The 22,562-nt window shown below is 66.7% G+C and carries 18 protein-coding genes; 9 read left to right on the top strand and 9 right to left on the bottom strand.

Going from position 1 to position 22,562, the window contains the following annotated elements; all coding sequences use genetic code 11:
• Positions 1–173 precede the first annotated feature (173 nt).
• The 3 genes from ACZY1G_RS04955 to ACZY1G_RS04945 all read right to left on the bottom strand — a co-directional run bounded on the left by ACZY1G_RS04955 (position 174) and on the right by ACZY1G_RS04945 (position 4,972).
• Positions 174–2,174 carry a KAP family P-loop NTPase fold protein gene (locus tag ACZY1G_RS04955; RefSeq protein WP_463821756.1) on the bottom strand — a complete coding sequence of 667 codons (2,001 nt, stop codon included), beginning with the start codon at positions 2,172–2,174 and terminating at the stop codon, positions 174–176.
• A 314-nt stretch (positions 2,175–2,488) separates the two neighbouring features.
• Entirely contained in the window at positions 2,489–3,643 is a 1,155-nt protein-coding gene (locus ACZY1G_RS04950) for a hypothetical protein (RefSeq protein WP_463821755.1), read from the bottom strand.
• A 183-nt stretch (positions 3,644–3,826) separates the two neighbouring features.
• The gene (locus ACZY1G_RS04945; RefSeq protein WP_463821754.1) at positions 3,827–4,972 is read right to left on the bottom strand and encodes a serine hydrolase domain-containing protein; all 1,146 of its coding nucleotides are present in this window, start codon (positions 4,970–4,972) and stop codon (positions 3,827–3,829) included.
• 99 nt (positions 4,973–5,071) lie between these two features.
• Between ACZY1G_RS04945 and ACZY1G_RS04940 the strand changes: the two genes are divergently transcribed.
• A complete protein-coding gene (locus ACZY1G_RS04940; protein WP_463821753.1) occupies positions 5,072–6,589 on the top strand; it encodes an MFS transporter in 1,518 nt (505 codons plus the stop codon).
• On the opposite strand, the gene ACZY1G_RS04935 is transcribed toward ACZY1G_RS04940, so the two are convergent.
• From ACZY1G_RS04935 to chvE, 6 genes are read right to left on the bottom strand one after another with little or no spacing between them, the layout of a single operon-like run.
• The gene (locus ACZY1G_RS04935) at positions 6,586–7,650 is read right to left on the bottom strand and encodes a galactokinase (protein WP_463813988.1); all 1,065 of its coding nucleotides are present in this window, start codon (positions 7,648–7,650) and stop codon (positions 6,586–6,588) included. The genes ACZY1G_RS04940 and ACZY1G_RS04935 overlap by 4 nt on opposite strands.
• Positions 7,647–8,729, bottom strand: a complete 1,083-nt coding sequence (galT, locus tag ACZY1G_RS04930) for a galactose-1-phosphate uridylyltransferase (RefSeq protein WP_463821752.1) — start codon at positions 8,727–8,729, stop codon at positions 7,647–7,649. The genes ACZY1G_RS04935 and galT overlap by 4 nt, the downstream gene beginning before the upstream one ends.
• Complete coding sequence (locus ACZY1G_RS04925) at positions 8,696–8,917, bottom strand: hypothetical protein (RefSeq protein WP_463821751.1); 222 nt, start codon at positions 8,915–8,917, stop codon at positions 8,696–8,698. Before ACZY1G_RS04925 ends, galT begins: the two co-directional genes overlap by 34 nt.
• Position 8,918: 1 nt before the next feature.
• Positions 8,919–10,151 (bottom strand): multiple monosaccharide ABC transporter permease, encoded by a 1,233-nt coding sequence (mmsB, locus tag ACZY1G_RS04920; protein WP_463813985.1) that lies wholly within the window; start codon positions 10,149–10,151, stop codon positions 8,919–8,921.
• Positions 10,152–11,690, bottom strand: coding sequence for a multiple monosaccharide ABC transporter ATP-binding protein (gene mmsA, locus ACZY1G_RS04915; RefSeq protein ID WP_463813984.1), 1,539 nt, complete (start codon positions 11,688–11,690; stop codon positions 10,152–10,154).
• Positions 11,690–12,811: a multiple monosaccharide ABC transporter substrate-binding protein gene (chvE, locus tag ACZY1G_RS04910; protein ID WP_463821750.1), complete on the bottom strand. Its 1,122-nt coding sequence runs from the start codon at positions 12,809–12,811 to the stop codon at positions 11,690–11,692. The genes mmsA and chvE overlap by 1 nt, the downstream gene beginning before the upstream one ends.
• Positions 12,812–13,085: 274 nt before the next feature.
• Between chvE and ACZY1G_RS04905 the strand changes: the two genes are divergently transcribed.
• From ACZY1G_RS04905 to araA, 8 genes are read left to right on the top strand one after another with little or no spacing between them, the layout of a single operon-like run.
• A complete protein-coding gene (locus tag ACZY1G_RS04905) occupies positions 13,086–14,075 on the top strand; it encodes an ABC transporter substrate-binding protein (protein ID WP_463821749.1) in 990 nt (329 codons plus the stop codon).
• A gap of 18 nt (positions 14,076–14,093) precedes the next feature.
• On the top strand, positions 14,094–15,608 hold the full coding sequence (locus ACZY1G_RS04900) for a sugar ABC transporter ATP-binding protein (protein WP_463814847.1): 1,515 nt from the start codon (positions 14,094–14,096) through the stop codon (positions 15,606–15,608).
• Positions 15,605–16,663 carry an ABC transporter permease gene (locus ACZY1G_RS04895; RefSeq protein ID WP_463813981.1) on the top strand — a complete coding sequence of 353 codons (1,059 nt, stop codon included), beginning with the start codon at positions 15,605–15,607 and terminating at the stop codon, positions 16,661–16,663. The genes ACZY1G_RS04900 and ACZY1G_RS04895 overlap by 4 nt, the downstream gene beginning before the upstream one ends.
• The gene (locus tag ACZY1G_RS04890; protein WP_463821748.1) at positions 16,660–17,655 is read left to right on the top strand and encodes an ABC transporter permease subunit; all 996 of its coding nucleotides are present in this window, start codon (positions 16,660–16,662) and stop codon (positions 17,653–17,655) included. The genes ACZY1G_RS04895 and ACZY1G_RS04890 overlap by 4 nt, the downstream gene beginning before the upstream one ends.
• Positions 17,652–18,680, top strand: a complete 1,029-nt coding sequence (locus ACZY1G_RS04885) for a LacI family DNA-binding transcriptional regulator (RefSeq protein ID WP_463813979.1) — start codon at positions 17,652–17,654, stop codon at positions 18,678–18,680. Before ACZY1G_RS04890 ends, ACZY1G_RS04885 begins: the two co-directional genes overlap by 4 nt.
• Complete coding sequence (gene araB, locus ACZY1G_RS04880) at positions 18,677–20,344, top strand: ribulokinase (protein ID WP_463821747.1); 1,668 nt, start codon at positions 18,677–18,679, stop codon at positions 20,342–20,344. The genes ACZY1G_RS04885 and araB overlap by 4 nt, the downstream gene beginning before the upstream one ends.
• Positions 20,341–21,054 carry an L-ribulose-5-phosphate 4-epimerase gene (locus ACZY1G_RS04875; protein WP_463821746.1) on the top strand — a complete coding sequence of 238 codons (714 nt, stop codon included), beginning with the start codon at positions 20,341–20,343 and terminating at the stop codon, positions 21,052–21,054. Before araB ends, ACZY1G_RS04875 begins: the two co-directional genes overlap by 4 nt.
• Positions 21,051–22,562: an L-arabinose isomerase gene (gene araA, locus ACZY1G_RS04870; protein ID WP_463821745.1), complete on the top strand. Its 1,512-nt coding sequence runs from the start codon at positions 21,051–21,053 to the stop codon at positions 22,560–22,562. The genes ACZY1G_RS04875 and araA overlap by 4 nt, the downstream gene beginning before the upstream one ends.

Below are 22,562 nucleotides of genomic sequence, written 5' to 3'. Positions count from 1 at the left end.
CGGCAGCCTCGCCGGTACCTCCGAGAAGGGGGACATGACGTGCTAAGACACGGTTGGCGCGCTCGTTGGAGCGAGACCTTCCGAGACCGCGGACGTAGGCATTCGTCGCGTGCTTGAGTGGTGTCCAGTTTCCGCCCGTTCCCGCTGCTCTATCTGCTGATGTCCCCACTCGGCTAGATCTTCTTTCTGGCGGCAGCTTCGCGTGCGCCCTTCACCAGGGTCCGCAGCTGGTTGTTGTCTCCGTCCTCCCAGCGCTGCAGGAGTCGAGCCACAGCCTCGTCTTCGAGTGGGAGACGGCGAACAGCGGCGGTCCCGGCGGTAGGTGGGATGGATGAGGGTGGCAGCGGTAGAAGTGCCGCGCATACCGCGCCGACGATGTCGGAGTTCTTCTCCGCCAGTTCCAGCGCCGCCGTCAATGCTGTACCAGCGGGGTTGCGTTTGACCCGTTCAAGCAGTGCGTCGATGAACTGGATCCGCTCACTCGGTACAAGACCCTTGACGGCTGGGTAGTGACTGCGTCGGTTCGCCTCGATGTCGGACTGGATGTCGGTGACCAGTCGTTGCAGATGCGGCGCGAGCCTTGAGGCCGAGACTCCGAAGGACAACCTGTCACGTGAATACATGAAGTAGGGACGTAGGTCCGTGCCCGCGAGCGACGGGTCAGCCCGAAGCCAGTCCGCGATATACGTCTTCGCAGCCCATACCTCCGATTCGGACTGCGCAGAGGGAGGTGCGACCTCGGCGGCGGGAGCGGGTTTCCCTTTTGCTGATCCGGTTACCTTTCCGTCACCGGACTGATCGTCCTCGGCCAGTTCAGTGTCGCCACCGCCTGCCCGTGCAAGGGCCTCCGCGGCGGCGAGCTCGCTCGATGCGCCGGCCGCCGCCATCTCCCAGTCGAACAGCTTCTGGAAGTCGGGGTTGTACTGGTCCTCCAACACCATCAGCTTCGCGAGGATGGGCAATTCGATATTCGCACCGCGTCGTTCTGCGCTTCGGTGCTTCAGCAGCAGATTGTTGAGGAAGCGCTTCAGCTGACGTGGGTTTCCACGTAGCGACGACCCTAGGATCGGTGAAATCTCCGCTGCCCACTTCAAGTCGTCGGCAAGTCCGGTGGGTATGTCATCGAGGACCGAACCTGCGATCCCAGTGTTGAATGCGACCGCCAGGCCGTTCTCACGTCGGATCTTGGTGGCGTTGTTGAGTACCGCATCGAAATCCTCGCTGGGCAGGTGTAGCTCTGCGAAGAGCAGATTGATGTAGGTCTCGGCTTCTGGTGCGGATAACGGGGGAATTGCGACCTTGAGTTGGAGCATCTTCTCCAAATAGTCCCTTCCGATGCCGAAGCCGTCCGACTTCTTGAGTTCCGGGTAGCGCGAGTCGATCGCGGATTCAACAACGTTCTGATTTAAGGCGAGAACGTATGCGGTGTTCGGCGTGTTGAGGAACAGCCGTATCGCTTCGATGGTATCGACAACGGTGTTCGGGAGGCACCGGTCCAGGTCGTCGATGAACACCACGACCGCCTTACAGTCGGGAATGTCGCTAACGAGCTTGGAGAACTCGCGGCGGAACGCATCGACATCATCGAGAGGCGACGAAGCGTCCGTAGGAGGCGCAGTCGATACTTCGTCGGGCCCTTTCAAAGCTGCCTCGGTCTGCTTCGCAGCTGCTCCCACAAGAGCCGTCGCCGCGTCCAGCGCGGAGGAGTCCAGATCGACACCAGCGCCCTGCAGAATGACCGGGAGCAGGGCCGGCGCGGCGGCGGCTCCTGTTCTGCCTAGCTTGCGACCCCAACGACGCAGGCTGGCGACGATCTTCCGGAGTCGTCTCACTCTGTCGAAGGTGCCCGGTGCGCGTTTCACGATCGCGTCCAGCACCGCCGTCATTAGGGCAATCTTCACGTCGTCGTGGTCCTCGTACTGCCACGGACTGAAGTGCACCGTTAGATAGGGCGAGACCTGATCCCCTTCGCGCTCGTTGTGGGCATCTTCATCCCGGACGGCAGCAAGCTCACAAGCTGCGATCTGCATCAGACTGCTCTTGCCCGATCCCCAGTCACCGAGCACACCAATCGTCAACGGGAGCAGACGCGGCTCCGTCAGAGCGACGACCAGGCCATCGACTAGAAACTCGAAGCCCAGAAGGTCGATGTCAGCTTCATTGTCAGCCCACATAGGCTCCCCCAGACTCCGACGGGTCGTTACAGAGGCACAGGCCTCACTACAGCGCGGAGCGTGGCCAAATCCTGTGCCCCCCCGATGAGAGCGTACGACGCATCACCGCGGGCACCCAGGAACACGCCGGAGGGTCGATTAGGGCCGGACAGACTGGGTCCGCCGCCTTCAGCCTGCTCGCCGCCGCAGCCCCGCTGCCACCCAGCTCCTTATCGAGCCGGACCGGATGAGGAAGGCCCCGGCTACCTTGCTAACTCGGCGCGACGAGCGAGGTGAGTCCCGCCGCGTCGGAGGTGAGTCGGACGAGCACGTCACTAACCCGCCACATCCGGTCCACCGACCCCACCTGATTTTGCAGCGACCAGAGCTGCTGGCACGAACGAAGGTCGTAGGCCTTCGCGAGCACGTCGGAGTTGGGATTGGTGACCCCGAACACAAGCGCAGAACGGAGTGCCCAAGAGGTTCTGTATCGGGTAGTCGCAGACCGCACCCGTGGCGCCCTCTTTGAAGTCATACTGCTGCCACTGCGGAAACGCCTGACTCGTAACCAGATTGACCATCAGCGTAGTTCCGACGAGCTGCATTGCGCCGCTGGGAACCTCGATCAGCTTTTGTCCCTCGGCGGAGTACACGGCATTCACATCGTCTGATTCCGTCGTGGTCACCGGCAGGTCAGCCGGTTCCTCCCCGAGAGATGTCTCCGTGCTCTCGCCGACGCGTCTGCCACTCTCGTCGAAGAAGTAGATGTCGCCGGGTGATCCGTCCGAACGCACGGCTTTGCTCGCGAATCCACCTGTATAGAAATGCGTTTCGACTAGAAACGCGCCCTCGTCGATCTCGGGATTTACCACCCGGCCGTCCGCCACCGAGAAGACGGTCTGTGAAGACTTCCTGGGGTTCACATCCCGCTGCGCTGTAAGGGTTTGCGAGCGTGCCGCCAGCCGCTCAATCGGCTCGATCTCGAGCAGTCCATCTCCGGGCACGAACCACGTCGTCTCGGCCCGCGGACCGATGTCGAACGCGCCCTGATCCTGCGTCGTCGCCACCGCATGGATACCCACCTGCTCAACGGCCAGCGTGCCGCATCCGAGCCGCAGATCCGTCGGACCCACGTACTTCACGGCACCGGAGCGGCCGTCGATCACACGTGCGGTCACTGACGGAAGTCCATCCAGACATAGAGTGTCGTTCGGCCCGTTGAGAAAACACTGGGGGTCCCGCGCGGCGACACTCAGCGGCACCGCACTGAACAGCGGCCGGCCGTCACGCACGTCGACGCCCGCCAGCCACCATTGCGGCGCCTCCGGTGCGCCGCTGCTCGCCAAAAAATACGCGCGGTTGTCGATGTTTCCGGTGAACGGCCGCGGTCCGCGCGGATCGTTGCTGACCGCGGTGCGGCTGTCACCAGTGTCGGGTAACCCCAGGTCGCCGACGGTCGTGCGCCATCCTGGGACCGGTTGCTCGCGCATAGACGACGCCAGCATCGGCTGCGGTGGCGGCTGCCAGGATGTCCGCGCGGCGCTCAACCGGAGGTCGGGGACCCACCGCGTGACAGCCAAGGCTCCTGTGACCACCACGATCGACAGGACTGCTGCGCCGATCAGGAGACCTCGGCGCCGACTCACGCGAGCAGCCACGGCCTGCACCCCGCCTCAGCCTCCAGCCAGCTCCGCGTACACCGCAGCCTCGAACCCGAGGATCGTGTGCACCACGGTGTCGTCGAAGAACGGCAGCACCTGTGTCGCGATCACCGCGCCGACGCCGGCCTTGCGGTCGATCCAGAAGAAGCTGTTGAACAGACCCGACCAGTCCGCCGAGCCGGCACTGCGCATCCCGGGCAGGTCGACCTGATACAGGTGGAACCCGAGGCCCCACCCCTGCGGCACAGGTAGCAACTCGACCGGCTTGGTCAGCTCCGGGATGGCCGGCTCCATCTTCTTCGGCAGCGGCGCCCCGTTGAGGTGATCCTGCAGCGCCAACTCCACGGTCTCCGCTTTCAAGACGCGCTGCCCGTCGAGCTCGCCGCCGTTGAGCCAGGCGCGCACGAACCGTCCGTAGTCGGCGACCGTCCCGTACGACCCGTGCCCAGCGGCGTCCCATTCCGGGTTGGCCGGTAGGTCCATCTCGGTCTCCACTAGGCTGCCGTCGGGCGCGCGGAAGCGGATCGGCAGCAGTCGCGCGCGCTGCTCGTCGCTCAGCTCGAACGTCGAGTCCGTCATGCCCAGCGGGCCGTACACGTGCTCGGCGATGTAGTCGGAGAGCGTCTGCCCGCTGACGGCCTCGACGGTCAGCCCGAGCCACTCGGTGTTGACGCCGTACTCCCAGACCGTGCCCGGGTCGTGGACCAGCGGCGCGCTGAGGCTCTTCTTCACCCCCTCGAGGGGGTTCGGGAAGTTCTGCTCGGTGCAGTACGCGAAGAGCTTCTCGTTGAGGAAGTGGTAGCCGCAGCCGGCGGTGTGCGTCATCAGCTGCCGGACCGTCGCCTGCGTCTTCGGTGCCCGCAGGACCGGCTCACCACCCTCGATGCCGTCGAGCACCTGGAGCTCACCGAACTCCGGCAGGATTGATGCGACGGGCGTGTCGAGACCGATCCTGCCCTGCTCGACGAGCTGCAACGCGGCCGTGGTCGCGACCGCCTTCGTCATCGACGCATTACGAAACATCGAGTTGGACTTGGCATCTCCTGCTGCGCCCTCATAGAGGACACCGTCGCGGCCGACGACGGTGGCGGCGACGCCGTGCAATGCCCCTTCCGCGGTCACGCTGTTCAGCAGGTCGTCGATGCGCTCAAAACCCATATCAAGCTCCTTTGCCTACGGGTGGTCCGTCCCAAATCATGGCAGGCCGGGTGCGTCATTGAGACTGCTCGGCGCGGTCTCACGCCATAACATCACCGCGTGCAACCCGACACTGCCACCGAGCAGCGCACCGTCTCCGGCGTCGCCGCCGTGATGACCGTGCTCGCGATGGGCCTCGGCTACGCGATCTCCATTGGCGACCCCACCACCCTGTCGGCCAACCTGCAGGTCGTCTCCGCCGGCCTCGGGATCACCGGCAGCACCGCCACCTTCATCGCCAGCCTCGCCACCCTGACCATGGCCGCCGCGGTGCTCTCCGCCGGAGCCCTCGGCGACCTCTACGGCATGCGCCGCCTCTACATGGTCGGCCTCGCCGGCGCCGCCGCCTTCAGCCTGCTCGCCGCCGCCGCCCCCGTCGCCGCCGTGCTCATCGTCGCCCGCGCCGGCGTCGGCATCGCCCTGGCCTTCCTCATCGGCCTGTCCCTCGCCCTCACCAACGCCGTCTTCTCCCCCGAACGCCGTGCCGCCGCCATCGCCGCCTACTTCGGCGTCGGCTACGCCGTCTCCACTCCGCTGCCTGCCCTCGGCGGCACCTTGGCCCACGCCATCGGTTGGCGCGCAACCTTTTTCCTCGTGCCGGTCATCGCCGTCATCGGTCTGCTCATCACCTGGCGCTACGTCCCCGAGACCGTGCGGAGCAGCCGCCGCCTCGACGTCCCCGGCATGGCGCTGTTCGCCGTCGCGCTGCTCGCGTTCATCTACGGCATGTCCCGCATCGAGACCGGCATCGACGCGGTCGGCCTCACCTGTATCGCCGCGGGCCTGGCTGCCGGTGTCGCGTTCGTGGTCCGTGAACGCAGCACCGACCATCCCGCGCTCGACATGCGCGTCTTCCGGTCCAGCCGCTTCAACGCCGCCGTCGCCGCCGGTGTGGTGTTCAACATCGTGCTCGGCGGTTCGATGATCCTGCTGGCTTTCTACCTCGTCACGATCCGCAAGGAATCCCATGAGCTCTTCGGGTATCTCCTGATGCCCGCCACCGCGATGGCCGCCCTCGCCGCGCTCTCGGCCGGACCCGTCGCCAACAAGTTCGGTGCCCGCACCGTCATGGTCACCGGCCTGGTGCTGATGCTCGGCGGGCTCGTCGTGCTGCACAGCTACACCCTCGACATCACCCGCGTCACGGTGTTCATCACCGCGGCACTGATGGTCATTGGCGGAGCACTGGTCACCACCCCGCAGGCCATGATCATGATGAACAGCGCCCCCGCTGATCTCGGCGGCGCCGTCTCCGCCGTCAAGAGCGCGGTCAACGAAGGCGGATACTCGCTCGGCCCAGCGCTTTTCGCCCTCGTCGGGATCAACCTGTTCCTCACCGACAGTGCCCACGACCTGTCGAAGGACGGCGTCGACCGCGCCGAAACTCGTGAAGCCCTGCTGACCACCCACGGTGGCCACAACGGTGCCGCGCTGGTCAACCCCGAACAGGCCCGTCTGATCGTCGATCAGGCGCCCTACAACGCGATCGACGCCATCCACACGCTCAGCCTGATCATGGCGGCCGGGCCGATCATCGCGATCATCCTGGCGCTCTGGCTGATCAAGCCCACCCGCTAAGCCGGCCCCGCGCCCGCCGCCGTCGGCTCGATCGTCGGCGCCGGATATCCGCCCGACTGCATCGCCTCCCGCACTGCGGCATTCACCGCGTCCACGGACTCGACAGGCGCCAGCGCGATCACGCAGCCGCCGAACCCGCCGCCCGTCATCCTCGCCCCCAGTGCACCCGCCGACACGGCGGTAGACGCGATCAGGTCGAGATGCGGTGTGGTGATCTCGAAGTCGTCCCGCATCGAGCGGTGGGACTCGGTGAACAGGGTGCCGACGCGACGGAAGTCGTTCGCCGCCAACGCCTCCACCGTGTCCAGGACCCGCTGGTTCTCGGTGACGATGTGCCGGGCCCGCCGTTGATCCTCACCCGAGAGCGCAGACACAGAAGTGACCTCCCGCAGCGACGGGACACCCAGCGCTGCGGCGGCCCGCTCACACGACGCACGTCGCGCCGCGTACTCGCCGCCGGCGTGCTGATGCCGCGCCTGCGAATCGATCAGCAGCAGCCGGACGCCGTGGGCGTCGGGATCGAACGGGACCGGCGTGACGGTGAGGTCGCGGAAGTCGATCAGCTGCGCGCTCCGCGGCTGCGCGTAGAGGATCGCCAATTGGTCGAGCAGACCCGTCGGCGCACCGACATACTCGTTCTCGCCGCGCTGCGCGATACGTGCCTGCTCCACCCGATCGACCGTCAGATCCGCACCCCAGAGCAGGGCGCCCAGGACCGCGCATTCCAGCGCCGCCGACGACGCCAGGCCCGAGCCGATCTGCACCCCGCCGCTGATCGCCAGCGTCCCACCCGGCACAGCATGGCCGGCTTCTCGAAGCGACCACACCACCCCGGCCACATACGCCGCCCAGCCGGTCACGTCCCCGGGAGATGTGTCGAGCCCGACGCGCACCACGTCCGGCTCCCGGTCGGTGCCCACCACCAGCTCGCCGCTGCCAGCCGGCTCGTAGTCGACGACGGTGCGGCCGGGCAGCGCGATCGGCAACGCGAAACCCGCGTTGTAGTCGGTGTGTTCACCGATCAGGTTGATCCGGCCCGGCGCCGAGAAGCGAATACTCACAAGCCACGCAACCTCTCGGCCAACGTTTCGGGCACGACGTCGTTGATGAACGCATCCATCACCGACTCCGACGACGCGAGGAACTTCAGCTTGTCGGCGGTCCGTCGCGTAGAAATGATCTCGACGTGGAAGCAGCCCTCCCCCTCGGGGAACTGGTGCAGCCCCGCCATGTACGGCAGCGGTGCGTCGTACATCCGGTCCAGCCGCTGCAGAACCTCCTGATAGACAGCACTGAACGCGTCCAACTCCACCGCGTCGAGATCGAGCAGGCTGTTCACGAACCGGTGAGGGTAGATGTGCACCTCCACCGGCCACCGGGCCGCGAACGGAACGAACGCCGTGAACATGCTGTTGCGCAACACAACCCGACGCCCATCGTCCACCTCCCGCCCCACCATGTCTGTGAACAGATTGCTGCCCTGCTGTTCTCGATACGACGATGCCTGCCGCAACATCTGCTCCGTCCGCGGCGTCAGGAACGGATACCCGTAGATCTGCCCGTGCGGGTGGGTCAGCGTCACGCCGATCTCTTCACCGCGGTTCTCGAAGCAGAACACCTGCGCGATACCCGGCCTGCCGAGCAGATCACAGGTCCGGTGCCGCCACGCCTCGACGACCAGGCGGGCCTGCGCGGGATCGAGTGAGGCGAAGGAGCTGTCGTGATCGCTGGAGAAGCAGATCACCTCGCACCGGCCGCGGCTCGGCACCTGCTCGAACGAGGAGGACGCCGTCAGCACATCGCCCGAACCTGCCAGGCTGGCGAATCGATTCTCGAAGACAACGACGTCGTAGTCCGGTGCCGGGATCTCACTGGTCAGTCCGGACGGTCCGGGGCAGAGCGGGCACTCGCCGCGGGGCGGCAGGTAGGTGCGGTCCTGGCGGGCCGGTGCGACGATCACCCATTGCCCGGTTGTCTGATCGAACCTCAACTCCGACAGCGACTCTGAACGGGGAGGCAGTGGCCGCTGGTCTGGAACTGGTGCGGGCGACCGGCCGGGAAGAGTGAAGAAGAGGAGATCGCGTCCGTCGGCGAGGGTCCATGCCGTCACTGCGTTGGCGAGCGACGGATTCTCATCCACGGTTGACGCAACTCCTCTTCCCGACGCGCAGCGGCGGCGTCCAGGATCTGATGGTAACGCGCGACGAGTTGCTCCCGGGACAGCCCGAACTCGGGCAGGACCTCGTCGGCAGGCGGGCCGCCGTAGGGAGCCCAACTCCGCATGAACGTGACGATGTCGTGCTCGAAGCGATCCGCGATGCCGGGCATGTCAGGCCCCGCCCTTCTTCTTGTTGTAGATGTCGAAGCCGACGGCAGCCAGCAGCACCAGGCCCTTGATCACCTGCTGCACGTCACTGCCGATACCGATGAGCGACATCCCGTTGTTGAGGACGCCGAGCACGAAACCGCCGATGATCGCGCCGAACACGGTGCCGACACCGCCGCTGGCCGACGCGCCACCGATGAACGCCGCGGCGATCGCCTCCAGCTCCATGCCGATACCCGCTTGCGGTGTCGCGGAATTCAGGCGAGCGGCGAACAGCAGTCCAGCGAGCGCCGAGAGCAGACCCATGTTGACGAACACCAGGAACGTGACCCGCTTGGTCTTGACTCCCGACAGACGCGCCGCCGCCTCGTTGCCGCCGACCGCATAGACCTGCCGGCCGACGACCGTGCCGCGCATGATGAACGCGTAGACCACGAAGGCCAGGGCCAGGATGATGCCGACCACCGGGACGCCGCGGTAGCTCGCCAGCACCAGCGTGAACGCCGCGAGTGCCGCGACGATGGCCGCGCACTTGGCGATGAACCAGCCCAACGGCAGCACGCTGAACCCGTACTGGCTCTGGGCGCGTCGCTGCCGCACCTGCTGCCACACCGCGGCCAGCATCACAAACACGCCGAGAATGACGGTCGGCCAGTGGTAGACGGCGTTCACGCCGAGCTCGGGCAGGAACCCGCTACTGACCTGACCGAAGGTGCGCGGGAACGGCGCGATCGACTGTCCTTCGAGCAGATACTGTGTGGCGCCGCGGAAAACGAGCATGCCCGCCAGCGTGACGATGAACGATGGGATGCCGACGTAGGCGATCCAGAAGCCCTGCCACGCCCCGATCAGCGCACCCAGAAGAAGGCAGAGCGCGACCGCGACCGGCCAGGGCATGTCGTTGCGGATCATCAGCACCGCCGACATCGCCCCGATGAACCCGGCGATCGAGCCCACCGACAGGTCGATGTGGCCGGAGATGATCACGATGACCATCCCGATCGCCAGGATCAGGATGTAGCCGTTCTGCTGGACGATGTTGGTGACGTTGAGCGGCTTGAGCAGGATGCCGTCGGTCCACACCTGGAACAGGATGACGATCAGGGCGAGCGCGACGACCATGCCGTACTGGCGGAAGTTGCCCTGCAGCAATGCTTTCACGCGGGACACCGGGGAGTCCGCGGGCGGCGGAGCCGGGGCGCTGGGCGGCGTCGACACCGTCGGGGTGGTGGTCATCTATCCTCGTCCCTTCATCATGTAGCGCATCAGCGTCTCCTGGGACGCGTCGGCCCGGGCCACCTCACCGGTGAGCCGGCCCTCGTTGAGTGTGTAGATGCGGTCGCACAGGCCGATCAGCTCCGGCAGCTCCGAGGAGATCACGATCACCGCTTTCCCCTGCGCTGCCAGCGAATTGATGATCGTGTAGATCTCGTACTTGGCGCCGACGTCGATACCGCGGGTGGGTTCGTCGAGGATCAGCACGTCGGGATCGGCGAAGATCCACTTGCTCAGCACGACTTTCTGCTGATTGCCGCCCGACAGGTTCCCGGTGACGGCCTTCACCGACGGCGCCTTGATCCGCATGTCCGTGCGGAACCGCTCGGCGACCTTGGTCTCCTCGTGCTCGTTGATGACCGACTGCCTGCTCACCTTCGGTAGCGACGCCAGGGTGATGCTGCGCGCGATGTCGTCCATCAGGTTCAGGCCGAAGTGCTTGCGGTCCTCGGTCGCGTAGGCGATGCCGTGGCCGATGGCCTCGGGCACGGTGCGGGTGCGAATCTCTTTGCCGTCCTTGAACACCGTGCCGCCGGCCTTCTTGCCGTAGCTGCGGCCGAACACGCTCATCGCCAACTCGGTGCGCCCGGCGCCCATCAACCCGGCCAGCCCCACCACCTCGCCACGGCGCACGTTCAGCGAGACGCTGTCGACGACCTTGCGCTGCTGATCGAGCGGGTGATAGACCGTCCAGTCCTCGATGGCGAACGTCACGTCACCGATTTCGTGGGCGGTGCGTTCCGGGAACCGGTCGACCAGCGGCCGACCCACCATGCCGCGGATGATGTGTTCCTCGGTGAGATCCGGTCCCACGTCGAGCGTCTCGATGGTGCGTCCGTCGCGCAGCACGGTGATGCGGTCGGCGACGCGCGTCACCTCGTTGAGCTTGTGCGAGATGATGATGCACGTCAGCCCCTGGCGGCGCAGCTCCATGATCAGGTCGAGCAGGTTGCGGCTGTCCTCGTCGTTCAACGCGGCGGTCGGCTCGTCCAGGATCAGCAGCTTCACTTTCTTCGACAGCGCCTTGGCGATCTCCACGAGCTGCTGCTTGCCCACCCCGATGTCGGAGATCCGGGTGCCCGGGCTCTCCCCCAACCCCACGCGGTCGAGGAGCTGCTGGGCGTGGGTGGTGGTCTCGTGCCAGCTGATCACCCCGGCCGAGGCGTGCTCGTTGCCCAGGAAAATGTTCTCGGCGATGGAGAGCACCGGCACCAGCGCCAGCTCCTGGTGGATGATCCCGATGCCGCGCCGCTCGCTGGACCGGATGTCTTTGAAATCACCGGGTGCACCGTCGAAGACGATCTCCCCCTCGTAGCTGCCATGCGGATAGATCCCGCTGAGCACCTTCATCAGGGTGGACTTGCCGGCTCCGTTCTCCCCGCAGATCGCGTGGATCTCACCCTTGTGCACCGTGAGGTTCACGTCGCGCAACGCGGTCACGGCGCCGAAGCGCTTCGTGATGTCCCGCATCTCGAGCAGTGCGGTGTCCTCGCCGCCCATCAGGCCAGCTGCGCGGACGTGTAGTAGCCCGAGTCAACCAGCACCTTCTGGTAATTGGACTTGTCCACACTCACCGGCTGCAGCAGGTACGACGGGACCACCTTCACCCCGTTGTCGTAGGTGGTGGTGTCGTTGACCTCGGGCTTGCCGCCGGTCAGCAGTGAATCAGCCATCTGCACAGCGGCTTTCGCGAGCTCGCGGGTGTCCTTGAACACCGTCTGGGTCTGCTCGCCGGCGATGATCGACTTGACCGACGCGAGTTCGGCGTCCTGGCCGGTGACGATCGGCAGCGGGTTGGCCGGGGTGCCGTAGCCCGCGCTCTTCAGCGCCGAGATGATGCCCAGCGACATTCCGTCATACGGCGAGAGCACCGCGTCCACGCGACCGCTGGTGTAGGACCGGCTGAGCAGGTTGTCCATCCGGGACTGGGCGAGCCCGCCGTCCCAGCGCAGCGTCGCGACCTGGTCGAAGGACGTCTGCCCGCTGCGCACCACCAGCTTGCCGCTGTCGAGGTAGGGCTGCAGCACGCTCATCGCACCCTTGAAGAAGAACGTCGCGTTGTTGTCGTCGGGCGATCCGGCGAACAGCTCGATGTTGAACGGGCCTCCGTTGTTGGAGGTACTGCCCTGCGCCACACCGAGCTTGTCGACGATGTACTGCGCCTGCAGCACGCCGACTTTGAAGTTGTCGAACGTCGCGTAGTAGTCGACGTTGGCCGAGCCGCGGATCAGCCGGTCGTAGCTGACCACCGGGATCTTGGCATCGGCGGCCCGCTGCAGGATGTCGGTCAGCGAGGAGCCGTCGATCGGCGCAACAACCAGCACCTTGACGCCCTTGGTGATCATGTTCTCGATCTGCGAGACCTGGTTCTGCACCACGTCGTCGCCGTACTGGAGATCGGTCTCGTAGCCCAGCGCCTGGAACTGCTTGGCCATGTTGTCGCCGTCGGCGACCCACCGCTCCGACGATTTGGTCGGCATCGCGATGCCGATGGTGCCGCTGCGATCGCCGCCACCACCGCCGCCGGTGGCCTCGGGGCCGGTCGAGCGGCCACAGCCGGCGCTCGCCAGCGAGGCCGTCAGGGCCAGCGCGGCCGCGATTCGAAGAAAGCTCTTACGCATGGATTCCTCCGGTTGGTTCTGCCACGCATCGCTGGTCCGTCGGGCGGAGTGCCATCACGATGTGAGCGCTAACATCGAGCATCTTGTGACGCGGCTCACGCCCCTGTCAAGGGGGGCGACGGAGAAATGTTAGCGCTAACAAAATCGTTGACAGCCCTGCGATGTGAGCGTTAACATCTGCGAAGTGTAACGCCGGTCACATTCTCACCGGCACCGCCGGTCCCCGCCAAACGAGGCCTTGAACTGGCCCTATGGCATTCCGAAGGAGTCTGAAGTGAACAGAATCTTCTCTGCGATGCTCGCCGTCGCAACGGCGGGCGTGCTCGCGGCTTGCGGCAGCGGACCCGCCCCCGGAAACGCACCGGGAGGTGGCGCCGGCGGCGACGGCCAGATCACGATGGGCTTCTCTCAGGTCGGCGCGGAAAGCGGATGGCGCACCGCGAACACGACCTCGATCCAGGACGCGGCCAAGGCCGCCGATGTGAACCTGAAGTTCTCCGACGCCAACGGCAAGCAGGAGAATCAGATCTCGGCCATCCGGTCGTTCATCCAGCAGCGTGTCAACGTGATCGCGTTCAGCCCGGTGGTGCGCACCGGCTGGGACGCGGTGCTGCTGGAGGCCAAGAACGCCGGCATCCCGGTGATCCTCACCGACCGCGCCGTCGACACCCAGGAGAAGGACGTCTACAAGACGTTCCTGGGCGCCGACTTCGTCCAGGAGGGTCAGTGGGCCGGCGAGTGGGTGGTCAAGGAGTTCGCCAACGCCCCCGGACCCGTGAACATCGTCCAGCTGGAAGGCACCACCGGCTCCGATCCCGCGCTGGAACGCAGCACCGGGTTCAGCAAGGCCATCGCCGCCAACCCCAACCTGAGCGTGATCGCCTCGCAGACAGGCGATTTCACCCGCTCGGGCGGCAAGCAGGTGATGGAGGCATTCCTCAAGGCCAACCCGAAGATCGACCTCGTCTTCGCCCAGAACGACGACATGGCCCTCGGCGCGATCGAAGCCATCGAAGCGGCCGGCAAGAAGCCCGGCCAGGACATCAAGATCGTCGCGATCGACGCCACCCACGACGGCATGCAGGCGCTGGCCGACGGGAAGATGAACTTCATCGTCGAGTGCAACCCGCTGCTCGGACCGCAACTGATGGACCTGGCCAAGAAAGTCGTTGCCGGCGAATCGGTTCCGGCTCGCGTCGTCACCCCCGACCAGACCTTCGACCAGCAGCAGGCCAAGGCGGTCCTGCCCGAGCGCAAGTACTGACCACGCGTGACGTCTGTGATGACGACAGCGACGGCCGACCCGGTCGTCCACATGCGGGACGTCTCGATCGACTTCCCCGGCGTCAGAGCCCTCGACGGTGTGGAATTCCGGCTCCTGCCGGGTGAGATCCACGCGCTGATGGGTGAGAACGGCGCCGGGAAGTCGACCCTGATCAAGGCGCTCACCGGGGTCTACGACATCGACGCCGGTTCCATCACCGTCGACGGCGTCGAGCAGCGGTTCAGCGGTCCGCGGCAGGCGCAGGACGCCGGCATCAGCACCGTGTACCAGGAGGTCAATCTCTGCCCCAATCTGACGGTGGCAGAGAACATCCTGCTGGGTCGCGAACCACGGCGCCTGGGCCGCATCGACTCTCGGGCCATGAACCGGCGGGCCACCGAGCTGCTCGCCGATCTCGACCTCGACATCGATCCACGGTCCACGTTGGGCTCGCATCCGATCGCATTGCAACAGCTGGTGGCCATCGCCCGCGCGACGGCGGTGTCAGCACGGGTGCTGATCCTCGACGAACCGACGTCGAGCCTGGACGCCGACGAGGTGGCCGAACTGTTCCGGGTGATGCGACGACTGCGCGACGGCGGCACCGCGATCCTGTTCGTCTCGCACTTCCTCGACCAGGTGTATGCGATCTCCAATCGGATGACAGTGCTGCGCAACGGCCGCCGCGTCGGTGAGTACCAGACTGCGACACTGGACCGGGTCACGCTGATCGCCGCGATGCTCGGCCACGAGCTCGCGATGCTCGACGAGATCGCCGACAGCGAAGGGACGCCGTCCCGCGACGACGTGGTGCTCAGTGCCCGCGATCTCGGCCGGTCCCCGGCGCTGCACCCGATCGATCTCGACGTTCACCGCGGCGAGGTCGTCGGGTTGGCCGGGCTGCTGGGTTCGGGACGAACGGAACTGGCACGCCTGCTGTTCGGCGCCGACCGCGCGACCAGCGGCCAGATCTCCGTCGACGGCCACCACGCCGCCGTGCGTTCACCGCGTGCCGCGATCGCGCAGCGGATCGCTTTCTCCTCCGAGGACCGCAAGGGCGAGGGCATCATCGGCGACCTCTCGATCCGGGACAACCTCGTCCTCGCGCTGCAGGCGCGCCGCGGCTTCGCCCGACCGCTGTCTCGCACCGTCACCGACGATCTCGTCGCCCGCTACATGGAGGCGCTCGACATCCGGCCCCGCAATCCCTGGCTGCCGGTCAAGAACCTCAGCGGCGGCAACCAGCAGAAGGTCCTGCTGGCCCGGTGGCTGATCACCGAACCCCAGCTGTTCATCCTCGACGAACCCACCCGCGGCATCGACGTCGGCGCCAAGGCCCAGATCCAGAAGCTCATCTCCGATCTGGCCGCTGACGGCATGGGGGTCGTGTTCATCTCCGCAGAGCTCGACGAGGTCGCCCGCATCAGCGACCGGATCGCGGTCCTGCGCGAAGGCCGCTGTATCGCGCAGGTCGACAACGACTGCACGGTGCGGGAATTGACCTCCCTCATCGCCGGGGACGGTGCGCCGTGATCAAGAGACTCACCGCCTCCCCTCTGCTGTGGCCCGCACTGGCGCTCGTCGCGCTTCTCCTGGTCAACGTCATCCTGACCCCCACCTTCTTCACTATCCGCGTGCAGGACGGCCACCTGTTCGGCAGCCTGATCGACATCCTCCGCAACGGCGCCCCCACGATGCTGGTCGCACTCGGGATGACGCTGGTGATCGCGTCGCGCGGGATCGACCTGTCCGTCGGCGCCGTCGTCGCCGTCAGCGGCGCACTGGCCTGCGCCCACATCGCCGCCTCCGGTGATCCCGGCAGCGTCGGAACGGTGCTGGGCGCCATGGGCATCGCCCTCGGCGTCGCCGTCGTCCTGGGGCTGTGGAACGGCGCCCTGGTGTCGGTGTTCGGAGTGCAGCCGATCATCGCCACGCTGGTCCTGATGACCGCAGGCCGCGGGGTGGCCCTGCTGATCACCGACGGTCAGATCGTCACGACCGAGAGCGCACCGTTCAAAGTCTTGGGCGCCGGCTTCGCACTAGGCCTGCCCGTCGCGATCCTGGTCAGCCTCGCGGTGTTCGCGCTCGTCGGACTGATCACCCGCCGCACCGCACTCGGCATGCTGCTCGAATCGGTCGGCATCAACCCCGAAGCCAGCAGGCTCGCCGGGGTGCGGCACCGCTCGATCGTGTTCGCGGTGTACGTGTTCAGCGCGCTGTGCGCCGGTATCGCGGGGCTGATGATCGCGTCGAACATCTCGGCCGCCGACGCCAACAACGCCGGGCTGTGGATCGAGATGGACGCCATCCTCGCCGTCGTCATCGGCGGCACCTCGCTGCTGGGCGGCCGGTTCAGCCTGACCGGAACCATCCTGGGTGCGTTGATCATCCAGACGCTGACCACCACGGTGTACACCGCAGGCATCACGCCGGAGACCACGCTCGTGTTCAAGGCGCTGGTCGTCATCGCCGTGTGCCTGCTGCAGGCGCCCAAGTTCCGGGCGCTGCTGCGGCGCAAGCGCACCGGCCGACCCGCAGCCCCGGCGCCCGTCACTGCCCGCACCGCCGAGCCGGTGGTGACGCGATGACCGTCACCGCCACCCGGCCGGGCGCACTCGCCGGGCTCGCCCGCTACGCGCGCGGCCGCTACCTCTCCCCGCTGGCCTCGCTGGTGCTCTTCGTCGTGATGTTCGTCGCCGTCGTCACCCGCTTCGACTTCGCGAGCCCATCCCAGGTGTTCCTGAACCTGTTGGTGGACAACAGCTATCTGATCGTGCTCGCGGTCGGGATGACGTTCGTGCTGCTGACCGGCGGCATCGACCTCAGCGTCGGCTCGGTGGTGGCGCTGTCCACCGTGATCGTGGCGACGACGCTGCGGGCGGGCTGGCCCACCCCGCTCGCGCTGGCCGCCGTCCTGATCGTGGGCCCGCTGCTGGGGCTCGTCATGGGTCTGGTCATCGAGTACTTCGACGTGCAGCCGTTCATCGTCACCCTCGCCGGGATGTTCCTGGCGCGCGGCCTCTGCTACGTCATCAGCGTCGACACACTGCCCATCGACGATCCGGTCATGCGCGCCATCGGGCTGAACTACGTCTACCTCTACGAGGACAAGTTCATCCGTTGGACGGTCGTCATCGCGCTTATCGTCGTCGTGGTCGCCGCCTACACGCTGCAGCAGACCCGTTTCGGCCGAACGGTGTACGCCGTCGGCGGGAACCGGCAGTCCGCACAGTTGATGGGCCTGAACGCCTCCCGCACCCGCGTCGGCGTCTACGCGATCAGCGGCTTCTGCGCGGCGCTGGCCGGACTGCTGCTCGCGATGCAGAAACTCTCCGGCTACAGCCTCAACGGTGTCGGCCTCGAACTCGATGCCATCGCTGCCGCCGTCATCGGTGGGGTGTTGCTCTCCGGCGGTGTCGGATTCGTGCTCGGGTCGCTGATCGGCGTCCTCGTGCTGGGCACCATCGGCACGTTCGTCACCGCGGCCAACCTGGACTCCTACTGGACTCGCATCATGACAGGGGTACTGCTACTGATATTCGTCCTGGTTCAACGACTAGTGGTGAGGAAACCCGGATGAGCACTCAGCCCACTCCCCCGGCATCCGCCAAGCCCGTGATGGCCGACGTCGCGCGCCTGGCCGGCGTCAGCCACCAGACGGTGTCCCGGGTGATCAACGGCTCGGCAAGCATTCGCCCCGCCACGAAGGCCCGTGTCGAGCAGGCCATCGAGGAACTCGGCTACCGGCCCAACACCGCAGCCCGGGCGCTGGTCACCCGCCGGTCCGGGATCATCGGCATCGTCGGCACCAACAGCGCCCTCTACGGGCCGTCGAGCATCCAGCGCTCCGTGCAGGAAGCCGCCCGCGCGGCAGGTTACTTCTCCAGCCTGGTGCCGCTGGCTGAGGTCACACTCGAGACGCTGCGCGATGCGTTGGACCACCTCACCCGCCAGTCCGTGGAGGCCATCGTCATGATCGCCGCCCAGGAGGACGCGCTGGAGGTCGTGCACTCCGCCGACGCCCGTCTGCCCCTGGTCGTGGTCGAGGGCGACCTGTCCGGGCGGGGACTCAGCGTCGGCGTCGACCAGATCGGTGGCGCCCGCCAGGCTACCGCGCACCTGATCGAGCTCGGCCACACCGCGATCGAACACGTTGCCGGACCGCTGAACTGGACCGAGGCCAAAGGCCGGCAGACCGGCTACGAGCAGGCCATGCGGGAGGCCGGCCTGACACCGCGCCCGCCCTGCGTAGGGGACTGGACCCCGGCGCGGGGTTACGAGATCGGTCGCGAACTCGCCCGCAAGGACGACGTCAGCGCGGTGTTCGTGGCCAACGACCAGATGGCGATCGGCGTGCTGCACGCACTCGCCGAAGCCGGACGCTCCGTACCCGGCGACATCAGCGTCGTCGGATTCGACGACATCCCCGAAGCCGGCTTCCTTATCCCCGCCCTGACCACCATCCGGCAGGACTTCCACGCGATCGGGCGGCGTGCCATCGACCTGGTGATGGCGACGCTGGAAGGGTCGAGCGCCAACGTCCCGCTCCTTCCCCCCGAACTGATCGTCCGCGCCAGCACAGCACCGCCGAAGGAGTCTTCGTGAACAGTGAGAAGTACACGGTAGGAGTCGATTTCGGCACCCTGTCCGGACGAGCACTGGTGGTGCGGGTGAGCGACGGTCACGAGATGGCGAGCGCCGAACACCTCTACCGCCACGCGGTGGTGACCGACACGCTGCCCGGCGGCACCGACCGGCTGCCGCCGCAGTGGGCTCTGCAGGTGCCCAGCGACTACGTCGACGTCCTGCGCACCGCTGTTCCGCAGGCCGTCGCCGCGGCCGGCATCGATCCGGCTGACGTCATCGGGATCGGCACCGACTTCACCGCATGCACGATGGTGCCGGTGCGCGGTGACGGCACACCGCTGTGTGAGCTCGCCGAATTCGCCGACCGTCCACACGCCTACGCCAAGCTGTGGCGACACCACTCCCCCCAGCCGCAAGCCGATCGCATCAATGCCGTTGCCGCGCATCGTCAGGAGTCCTGGCTTCCCCGCTACGGCGGGTTGATCTCCAGTGAGTGGGAGTTCGCGAAGGCCCTGGAGATCCTCGACGAGGACCCGCAGATCTACGCCGCGATCGACCACTTCGTCGAGGCCGCCGACTGGATCGTGTGGCAGCTCTGCGGAACCTATGTCCGCAACGCGTGCACCGCCGGATACAAGGGCATCCGGCAGGACGAGCGCTACCCGTCACGGGAGTTCCTCGCCGCGGTCCGACCGGAGTTCGCCGACTTCGTCACCGACAAGCTCGACCACCGCATCGGCCGGCTCGGGGACAGCGCCGGATCGCTCACCGCGCAGGCCGCCGCATGGACGGGTCTGCCGCAGGGCATTCCTGTCGCGGTCGGCAACGTCGACGCCCACGTCACCGTCGCCGCCGCCGACGCGCTCGATCCCGGATCGCTGGTCGCGATCATGGGCACGTCGACCTGCCATGTGATGAATTCCGATGTGCTGCGCGAAGTGCCTGGCATGTGCGGCGTGGTACTCGACGGGATCAGCTCCGGCAGTTGGGGTTACGAGGCGGGGCAGTCCGGGGTCGGCGACATCTTCGGCTGGTTCGTCGACAACTGCGTGCCCGAGAGCTACCAGAGCGAGGCGCGCCGCCGCGGACTCTCCCTCCACGCCTACCTGTCCGAGCTGGCCGGCCGCCAACGCGTCGGCGAGCACGGCCTGATCGCACTCGACTGGCACAGCGGAAACCGTTCCGTGCTCGTCGATCACGAACTCTCCGGGGCCATGGTCGGGCAGACGCTCGCGACCACCTGCGTCGACATGTACCGTGCGCTACTGGAAGCCACCGCGTTCGGCACCCGCATGATCGTCGAGACGTTCGTGCGCAGCGGCGTTCCCGTCAACGAGCTCGTCGTCGCCGGCGGCCTGCTGAAGAACAGCCTCCTGATGCAGATCTACGCCGACGCCGTCGGGCTGCCGCTGTCGGTGGTGCCGTCACCGCAGGCCCCTGCGCTCGGCTCGGCCATTCACGCCGCCACCGCGGCGGGCGCGTTCCCCGACGTCCCCACCGCGGCGCGGCAGATGGGACGCCGAATCCGCGACGCCTACACCCCGATTCCCGCCAATGTCGCAGCCTACGACCAGCTCTACCGCGAGTACGTCGCCGCCTACGAGTGGTTCGGCCGCGGCAACGGCATGATGCGGCGGCTGCGCCGCATCGGCACCCCCGAACCCGTAGGAGTTCTGTCGTGACGATCACCTCCGACATCGACCAGGCCATCGCCGATCTGCGCCGTCAGGTGTGCGATCTGCACCGCCACCTCACCCAATACGAACTGGTGATCTGGACCGCGGGCAACGTCTCGGCGCGGGTCCCCGGCCGCGACCTGATGGTCATCAAACCCTCCGGGGCTGACTATGACTCGATGCGGCCTGAGGACATGGTGGTCTGCGACCTGCACGGCACCCTCGTCGACGGAGAGCTGTCGCCGTCGTCGGACACCGCCGCCCACGCCTACGTGTACCGGCACATGCCCCACGTGGGCGGGGTCGTGCACACCCACTCCACCTACGCCACGGCATGGGCCGCGCGCGGGGAACCGATCCCGTGTGTGCTGACGATGATCGCCGACGAGTTCGGCGGCGACATCCCCGTCGGCCCGTTCGCGCTCATCGGTGACGACTCCATCGGCCGCGGCATCGTCGAGACGTTGCAGCACAGTCGCTCTCGCGCAGTCCTGATGCGCAACCACGGGCCGTTCACCATCGGTCGCACCGCTCGTGAGGCGGTCAAGGCCGCCGTGATGGTCGAAGACGTCGCCCGCACCGTGCACATCAGCCGCCAGCTCGGCATGCCTCCGGAGATCGACGCCGACGACGTCACCGCGCTGTTCGAGCGCTACCAGAACGTGTACGGCCAGCCCGGCCGCACCCAGGAGACCTCCGAGGAGAATCTGCGATGATCGCGTCCCGACTCGTCACCAGCCAGGTGTGGCTGGTGACGGGCAGCCAGTCGATGTACGGGCAGGCCATCCTCAACCAGGTCGCCGAGCAGTCCCGCCAGATCGCCGAACAGCTCGACGCCGGCGCCGAGATCCCCGTCGAGGTGCGCTGGCTGCCCGTCGTCACCGACACCGAGCAGATCGCACGCGTCTTCGCCGAAGCCAACGCCGCCCCCGACTGCATCGGGGTGATCGCGTGGATGCACACGTTCTCCCCCGCCAAGATGTGGATCCGGGGCCTGAAGGCACTGACCAAGCCGCTGCTGCACCTACACACCCAGTTCGGCGTCGAATTGCCCTGGCAGTCCATCGACATGGACTTCATGAACCTCAACCAGGCCGCGCACGGCGACCGCGAGTTCGGCTACATCCAGACTCGGATGTCGCACCCCCGCAAAACCATCGCCGGACACGTCAGCGATCCGCGCACCCGCCGTCGCATCGGCTCCTGGATGCGCGCGGCACTTGGACACGCCGAGCTGTCCACGCTGAAGGTCGCCCGGTTCGGCGACAACATGCGCGGTGTCGCGGTCACCGAGGGTGACAAGGTCGAAGCAGAGGCACATTTCGGCGTCTCGGTGGACACCTACGGCGTCAACGACCTGGTGCGGGTCGTCGACGGGATCAGTGCCGCCGACGTCGACAAGCTGGTCCGCGAGTACGCCCACACCTACCGGGTGGCGCCCGAACTGCTGCCCGGCGGGGACCGGCACACCTCGCTGCGCGTCGGCGCACAGATCGAGCTCGGCTTGCGAAAGTTCCTGCAGCATGGTGGTTTCCACGCGTTCACCACCAACTTCGAAGACCTGGGCGGGCTACGGCAGCTGCCCGGTCTCGCGGTGCAGCGGTTGATGGCCGACGGCTATGGCTTCGGCGGTGAGGGAGACTGGAAGACCGCGACGATGCTGCGCACGGTCAAGGTGATGGGCGAAGGCCTCCCCGGCGGCACGTCGTTCATGGAGGACTACACCTACGACCTGACACCCGGACAGGAACGGATTCTCGGTGCGCACATGCTGGAGGTCTGCCCGAGTATCGCCGCCGAGGTCCCGACGCTGGAGGTGCATCCGCTGTCGATCGGGGACCGCGACGACCCGGTGCGGCTGCGCTTCACCGCGGCCCCGGCCGACGCAGTCATCCTCGGAATCTGCGACATGGGTGATCGTTTTCGGTTGGTGGCCAACGAGGTTCGCGTCGTCGAACCCACGGCGGAGCTGCCGAAGCTCCCCGTCGCGTGCGCGGTGTGGGAGCCGCTGCCGAACTGGTCGACCTCGGCCGAGGCGTGGTTGATGGCCGGCGCCCCCCACCACACCGTGCTGACCACGGCGGTGGACACCGAAACCTTCGAGGACTTCGCCGAGATGACGGGCACCGAGCTGTTGGTCATCGACGAGGGAACCACGGTCCGCGACTTCCAGAACGCTCTCAAGTGGAACGGGGTGTATCACCATGTGGCCGGCGGACTCTGA

Source organism: Mycobacterium sp. IDUB_5, from assembly GCF_055419565.1.
The sequence above is the reverse complement of the archived record's forward strand: the minus strand, read 5'-3'. Positions and strand labels throughout refer to the sequence as shown.

Bases quoted from the DNA above. Each gene is read 5' to 3' on its own strand.
- mmsB (WP_463813985.1), bottom strand. From the start codon at position 10,151: ATGACCACCACCCCGACGGTGTCGACGCCGCCCAGCGCCCCGGCTCCG.
- ACZY1G_RS04885 (WP_463813979.1), top strand. From the start codon at position 17,652: ATGAGCACTCAGCCCACTCCCCCGGCATCCGCCAAGCCCGTGATGGCC.
- ACZY1G_RS04890 (WP_463821748.1), top strand. From the start codon at position 16,660: ATGACCGTCACCGCCACCCGGCCGGGCGCACTCGCCGGGCTCGCCCGC.
- mmsA (WP_463813984.1), bottom strand. From the start codon at position 11,690: ATGGGCGGCGAGGACACCGCACTGCTCGAGATGCGGGACATCACGAAG.
- chvE (WP_463821750.1), bottom strand. From the start codon at position 12,811: ATGCGTAAGAGCTTTCTTCGAATCGCGGCCGCGCTGGCCCTGACGGCC.
- ACZY1G_RS04945 (WP_463821754.1), bottom strand. From the start codon at position 4,972: ATGGGTTTTGAGCGCATCGACGACCTGCTGAACAGCGTGACCGCGGAA.
- ACZY1G_RS04925 (WP_463821751.1), bottom strand. From the start codon at position 8,917: ATGCCCGGCATCGCGGATCGCTTCGAGCACGACATCGTCACGTTCATG.
- ACZY1G_RS04950 (WP_463821755.1), bottom strand. From the start codon at position 3,643: ATGCGCGAGCAACCGGTCCCAGGATGGCGCACGACCGTCGGCGACCTG.
- ACZY1G_RS04900 (WP_463814847.1), top strand. From the start codon at position 14,094: ATGACGACAGCGACGGCCGACCCGGTCGTCCACATGCGGGACGTCTCG.
- araA (WP_463821745.1), top strand. From the start codon at position 21,051: ATGATCGCGTCCCGACTCGTCACCAGCCAGGTGTGGCTGGTGACGGGC.
- ACZY1G_RS04955 (WP_463821756.1), bottom strand. From the start codon at position 2,174: ATGTGGGCTGACAATGAAGCTGACATCGACCTTCTGGGCTTCGAGTTT.